8 protein-coding genes are annotated in these 6,065 nt (G+C 57.4%); 1 reads left to right on the top strand and 7 read right to left on the bottom strand.

Annotated elements, in window-relative coordinates:
• The first annotated feature begins 7 nt into the window (after positions 1 to 7).
• Complete coding sequence (locus SPHINGO391_RS25350; RefSeq protein ID WP_343200285.1) at positions 8 to 94, top strand: hypothetical protein; 87 nt, start codon at positions 8 to 10, stop codon at positions 92 to 94.
• A 24-nt stretch (positions 95 to 118) separates the two neighbouring features.
• Here SPHINGO391_RS25350 and SPHINGO391_RS02100 read toward each other — a convergent pair whose 3' ends face one another.
• The 7 genes from SPHINGO391_RS02100 to SPHINGO391_RS02070 all read right to left on the bottom strand — a co-directional run.
• Positions 119 to 301, bottom strand: coding sequence for a hypothetical protein (locus SPHINGO391_RS02100; protein ID WP_244615086.1), 183 nt, complete (start codon positions 299 to 301; stop codon positions 119 to 121).
• Positions 298 to 1,950, bottom strand: coding sequence for an IS481 family transposase (locus SPHINGO391_RS02095; RefSeq protein WP_003501095.1), 1,653 nt, complete (start codon positions 1,948 to 1,950; stop codon positions 298 to 300). Before SPHINGO391_RS02095 ends, SPHINGO391_RS02100 begins: the two co-directional genes overlap by 4 nt.
• On the bottom strand, positions 1,943 to 2,539 hold the full coding sequence (locus SPHINGO391_RS02090) for a recombinase family protein (protein ID WP_024710158.1): 597 nt from the start codon (positions 2,537 to 2,539) through the stop codon (positions 1,943 to 1,945). The genes SPHINGO391_RS02095 and SPHINGO391_RS02090 overlap by 8 nt, the downstream gene beginning before the upstream one ends.
• Before the next feature lie 346 nt (positions 2,540 to 2,885).
• On the bottom strand, positions 2,886 to 3,806 hold the full coding sequence (locus SPHINGO391_RS02085) for a LysR family transcriptional regulator (protein WP_003501100.1): 921 nt from the start codon (positions 3,804 to 3,806) through the stop codon (positions 2,886 to 2,888).
• Positions 3,807 to 3,818: 12 nt separating this feature from the next.
• Positions 3,819 to 4,817: a phosphonate dehydrogenase gene (locus SPHINGO391_RS02080; protein WP_152007293.1), complete on the bottom strand. Its 999-nt coding sequence runs from the start codon at positions 4,815 to 4,817 to the stop codon at positions 3,819 to 3,821.
• A 13-nt stretch (positions 4,818 to 4,830) separates the two neighbouring features.
• Positions 4,831 to 5,637: a phosphonate ABC transporter, permease protein PhnE gene (gene phnE, locus SPHINGO391_RS02075; RefSeq protein WP_006473411.1), complete on the bottom strand. Its 807-nt coding sequence runs from the start codon at positions 5,635 to 5,637 to the stop codon at positions 4,831 to 4,833.
• Positions 5,638 to 5,707: 70 nt separating this feature from the next.
• A partial coding sequence (locus tag SPHINGO391_RS02070; RefSeq protein WP_152007292.1) for a PhnD/SsuA/transferrin family substrate-binding protein occupies positions 5,708 to 6,065 on the bottom strand: 358 nt, incomplete at its 5' end.

The raw sequence follows: 6,065 nt of genomic DNA, 5'->3' as shown, positions 1-6,065 counted from the left end.
ATACTCCATCAGCGATCTTGCCGAACTCTTCTCAGTTTCGAGGCCAACTGTATACAGGACGTTGCAACGGACAGAACGCCAAATCAGCCCTTAACGTAGGATCCTGCCCCCTCCGGCATCAGACCCGCAAAAGGTGGGTTTTCCCCGAACCGACCAGGCCGGAGACCACGACAAGCCGACCGGTCTGGACGGCCGCACACACCTCGCGGATGATCGTGCGCTGATGCTCGGTCTCAAAGTTGCCGGCCCCTTGGAAAGGCCGGTCGAGGCCGTAACTGGATTGAACGTCAGCGAGCATCATTCTTCCTTTCTTCGCGCCTGGAAGCGTTCGCGGATACGGGCCGCGATCATCTTTTTGTCGAGTGTTTCTCCAAGCAGTTCATTGATGAAGGCGCGGTCACCGGCATTCATCGCGCCGATCGGCCGGCCGAGCTGGTCGGCGATGGCCCCACGGGCTGCGAGGCCATTTGGATAAGCGGTCTCTATTGCGGGTTCCGGAAACGGTGTCCGCCGTACACTCAGCCCAGCCGTGGTCGGGGGCAGCGAAGGCAATGGACGATCCCCGCCGGTGACCGCGGCGCGGGGGAGCCCAAGTTGGTCTGCCAGGCGCACCACCTTGTCGAGCCGCTCTTCGAGCTTGCTCTTCTGGTATTTGCGATAGCGAAAGAGGGGAACCGCCCCGCGCGAAGGTTGGAATGGACCGAAGCGCTTGCCCTCATGCTCGACGAACAGTTCCTGATCGAACAGGCCCCAGAGCAAGGTCACCGTTTCGCCGGCAAGTTCGGGCTCGACCTCATAGGATGCGCCTTCGACCGATACGGTCGCGTCTCCAGCAACCGTCCGTCGTTCCGGTTCGCGCGCAAAGGCGCAGAACCGCTCCCAGGAGCACATCGCCCGCACCCCGTCAGGAGGAAGATGCCGCAGCCAATCCTCGATGCGTGCATGAGACTCTGTGCGATGGTCGCCGTTATTGTAGGTGACCAAGGCGCGCCTGAGCCAAAGGTTGGCTTCCTCTTCGTCCTTCGGCTTGTGGAAATGATAGAGGGTCTCGTGCACTTCCTTGATCGTGCGAAACGGCCGCTCGACCTTGCCTTTCGCTCGCGCCGGCGTGCGCCGCTCGCTGTCCGACGGGGGCATATGCGTGAGAACCCGGACACCAAGGCTACCCATGACGGACTGGAAAACGCGCGAGCGGCTCACCGGCCCGTTATCCATATGGATGGTCGTTGGAATCCCCTGAAGCGGCAGTTCCGGTTCAGGCTTGGCGGCGAAGGCATTGTAGAGAAAGCGCAAGGCGGACTCCGCGTCCTCGCCGTAGACGGAGCGGTATTCCTGATAGCTCGCGCCGGAGCGATCATCGACCACGGAGAACAGCATCAGCGTCGGCCGGCCGCGCCCTTCCTCGACCCAAAGCGGCGCTTCCACCTGCTTCAGGTCGGACGGGCTCATGTCGAAGTGCCAGAGTTCGTTGGAACGCCGCGCCTGGAATCGGACGGCAGCCACCGGGCGGGTGACGCGCGCATAATCCAGGCCGGAAACACGCAGCAGCCGATCGACCGTTGCGCGTTTCAAGATGCCGGGCGGTGCACGGACCAGGCCATCGGGCGTCACCACGCCGTCTTCCTCAAGCAGCTTGATGGCGCGCGCCGTGGAGATATGCCGCCCCTTCCGGTTCGCCGTTCTGATCTTCAGGGCCGCGATGATTTCGGCATAGGTTTCCATCTCCGGCTGCGGGGCGATCCGGGAGGTTCCGTGATCGGCGCGCCGTACGGATTTCGGGCGGTTCAACTCCCGCAGCGCCCGATACAGGGTCCAGATCGAGATGCCGTAGGCATCGGCGGCACGAGCAACAATCTCGGTACGGCCTGGATCACGGGGAGAAAGCAGCGACAATCGGCGTCGAAGATCGACAAGAGCCTCTCCGGGCGGCCGCTTTCTCCGCTCAGCCATGGACGTCCTCGGATTCCACTGTTTTGGGAGAGCCACCCTTCTTGCCGATATGACGATAGAGGGTTGCAACAGAAACCCCCATGCGCTGCGCAATATTGCGTACCGGTATGCTGCCTTCCTTCATCAGGGCGCGCGCCGCGGCAATATCGCCCGGGCGCATCGCGGGCGGGCGGCCACCCTTGCGGCCACGTTGCCGCGCCTCGACCAGTCCAGCCGTCGTGCGTTCGCGGATCAGAGCACGTTCGAACTGGGCGATCGCACCGAAGACATGGAAGGTCAGCATGCCGCCCGGCGTCGTCGTATCAATGCTCTCGGTCAAGGACACGAGCCCGATCTTCGCGCGCTCCAACTCTTCCGCCGTCGCGATGAGCTTCTTTAGCGATCGCGCCAACCGATCGAGTTTCCAGACAACGAGCGTGTCACCAGTGCGAAGCACGTCGGAGAGAATTCGGCCCAATTCCGGGCGGTCATCGCGAGCGCCTGACCCGCGCTCGGTAAACACCTTCTCGCAACCGGCGCGTCTCAGCGCCTCAAGCTGAAGCTCCGGATTTTGATCGATCGTGCTGACCCTGGCGTACCCGACCCGCATAGCCATCCAAATGTTCTTGAAAGTCGTTGGACACATAGCATTTTGCGACAACCGTTTCTATAACAGTTTTGAGAAGATTCCATCGCGCCATTCAAGGGGCGTGACGGCATGCGCTATGGCATGCTCAAAAACCCTCGTTTATGACAAACGATCCATGGAAACCAACTATGTGTCTGACGGCCGAATATTCGCGACATGGAGCAGGGAACCTTACGCATCGAAAATCGGGCGGTCCCCGATCTTGTCCCCCTTGTATGGGATACTCCGGGAATTGAGGCGGCGATACCAAAGGATGCGGTCGGCCAGGCCGTTACCATGTTCGAGCCGCAGGAATGCGCCAACTACTTCAAATCTTGCGGATATGACCCCGAGTAATGTGGACGTGCTCTAGGTCACCCAGAGGGGCGCTCGCATCGAGTATAACCTTAAGCGCGATTGCTTCCGGTGAACCATCCTCCATATGTACGGGATGTACAGCCCACACAGACTTTTCGAGAACCACATTCTCAACAGAAACCTCATAAAGCCTACCCGACGCGAGCTCATCGAGGACAGTGCTCCTCATCACGATCGAAATGCCGAGACCAGCTCGAACTGCATGCTTCACAGCCTCAGTGCTCCCGACATTGAATGAGATTGGGAATTGCTCTGCCGCTTGGCCGAAGGCCTCGCGGAGCACGGATCCGGTACCGGTTCCACGTTCTCCGCCAATGAGGGACTCTTGAAATAACTCTGCCGCTTCAATTGTTTTTCGCGTCCTCCAATTATGCTGTGGGGATACGATTATTACCAGCTTTTCCTTCCGCCAAAGGCGGGCTTGATATCCTTTTCGATCGTCCCACCATTCGGTAAAGGCTAGATCAATCTCCTTCCTCAAGAGCTTTTCGATGATTTCAGGATTTGAGGCAACGGCCACCTCAGGTGGCCGGCCTTGAGCATCCTGTAAACGCTTCAAGTGGACTGGCAAAATATAGGTACCGATGTTAGTACTGGCACCCAACGTAATCCGGCCGCTGTGCAGGCGGTCCAGAGATCTCTTCGTGACGGTCAAAAGGCTGCGTGCGAATGGCAAGAATACGAGCCCTTGCCGAGTCGGCACACACTTGTCCTTCCTCCTCTCGACCAGCCGCACCCCTAGTATATCCTCCAATCGTTTCACATTATGTGAGACAGTCGGTTGGGATATCTGAAGCCGTCGCGACGCCTCGTGAAAGCTGCCAGTTTCGATTACCTCTATGAATGCTGCGACATGCGAAAGGCTAAACATTACTTTCTCTAATCAAGGAATTAGTTGAACCTCGTTAATTGCCGCACGAGGTCTTCGGCCTTGGACAAAATCTATAATGTTGTCAGCAGCCTCGTGCTCGATAGCCAAACGCGACTTCGCCACTGCTGAGCCTATGTGGGGTGTCAAGATCGTATCATGTTCGCGATTGAGGAGACCCCCGTGGACCTTGTCAGGCCGGTCGGGTCTGGCCCAGTCCTCCATCTCATAAACATCAGCGGCGTAGCCTCCCAAGCGCCCCGCCTGCAATGCAGCGACAACAGCCTCTTCATCAACCACGCTTCCGCGTGCAGGATTAATAAGAAGTGCTCCTTTGGGCATTTTGGCGAGTTGTTCAGCGCCGAGGAGATGCTTCGTTTCGGCCGAAAGCGGGAGTGCACACACAAGAAAGGTAGACGACGAGATCAACTGGTCAAATTCAAGAGGCTTTACGTTCAGTCTGATCTCATCGGCTTTGTCCAGGGATTGACGATCCCAGTACGACACAATGGCGCCGAAGGTACTTAGGCGCTGTGCTATAGCTTTTCCGATCGCTCCCATCCCTAAAATGCCGATTGCTGTGCCCTGCAGCCCAAGGCCGTAAAACCGAGGGCGCCAACCTTTGTAATCCCTCCTGACGCTCTTGTCGCCTGGCAGAATGTGCCGCCCAAGAGCAATCATCAGACCGATTGTAAGTTCGGCTGTCGGGTCAGTGAGAAGATCGGACACTATCGTGACGTGGACTCCACGCTGCGTGCAGGCTTCGATGTCGAAGTTATCGAAGCCTTTCAGCGCACATGCCACAAGTTGAAGATCGGGAGCGTGCGCGAGTACAGACGCGTCGATCATGTCCGGCATGAACGCCATCATCGCCTTGGCGTCGCTCAATTCTGCGAGCAGTTTCTCGCGGGGCCATGTATCATCAGTATCGTTGCAAACTAAACGAGCGTGGGGAGATAGCTTTGAGATAATCTCCTCGTGGACGCGATGGGTGATTACTACCTTTGGGAGCATTTAATTTATCCTTCTATTGCAGCTGGCGGCGGAGGAGAGCGCCGACCTGGTCAACGATGGTGACCATCAGAAGGACAACGAGCATGATCGCAAGAACCTCCTGATAATTCATGATCCGGAGGGATGTCATCAACTCGAAACCGATACCACCAGCTCCCACAGTGCCCAGGATTGTCGAGGCGCGGAAGTTGTACTCCCACCGATAGATGGTCACATCGGCCAATTGCGGTAGAACTTGTGGCAAGATCGCCCGCGTCACGATCTGGAACGGCGACGCACCAGCTGCGCGTGCGGCTTCTATAGGCGCATTATCGCAATGCTCGATCGCCTCCGCAAAGAACTTGCCCACCATGCCAACCGAGTGAAGACCAAGAGCCAGCACGCCTGGGAGCGCTCCAAATCCCACTGCCGCCACGAAGACGATGCCCATAATCAGCTCCGGGATCGACCGTAGACCATTCAACAATCCACGCGAGATCATATAGATGACAGCGTTGGGTGCTGTTTTCCCTGAGGCGAAAAAGCCAACTGGAAGTGATATCAGTACCGCGATCGCAGTCCCAGCTATACTCATCGCCAGAGTGTCGATGAGAGGGCTGATCCACTCCAAGCCTCGGTTGAAATCCGGGGGAAACATTTCCGTACCGAGCTGCCAGAGCGCAGGAAACCCAGATCCCAGACGCTCCAGATCAAGAAGACCGGAGTGATAACTGCTAACAATGATCACACACGCAATTGCCAACGCGATCACGCCAGCTCTGGTCCAAGCTTTGTTTTGATGTTGAAGGATAGAGTCGTAGTCGGCCGACGGCTGTGTCATCACATATCCTGGAAGAAAGGACGCAGGCCAGCGCCTGCGTCGAAAGGTGAGAAACTGTCTCGAACGCGCCTTACTGACTCAGGTCCAAGTTCAGCACTTTACCGAGCTCACGGACGACGTCGTAGGCTTTGTCATCGATCGGAGCGAACCCATCGGCTTTGAAGGATGCCAATACCTTTTCGTCTTTAAGGTCGATGAAGGCTTTGGTGATCGCCTCTTTCAACGAAGTGTCAAGATCCGACCGCATGGTCCAGGGGTACTGCGGGAACGGATCGGACTCGGCGAGGGCGATAACTTTCTTAGTGTCGGTCCGGAAAGAAGTTGCGTAATCTGAGTCGGTTATGATTCCCTGGCTTTGAGATGATTCTTTTCGGGCAAGGCAGCGATGTGGACGACAGCGAACCGTGGAAAATACAAGCGCGATGGAT

The organism is Hoeflea sp. EC-HK425 (genome assembly GCF_902498795.1).
In the GTDB taxonomy this organism is placed as follows: Bacteria; Pseudomonadota; Alphaproteobacteria; order Rhizobiales; family Rhizobiaceae; genus Hoeflea; species Hoeflea alexandrii.
This window is presented reverse-complemented; position numbering and strand designations above follow the sequence as displayed.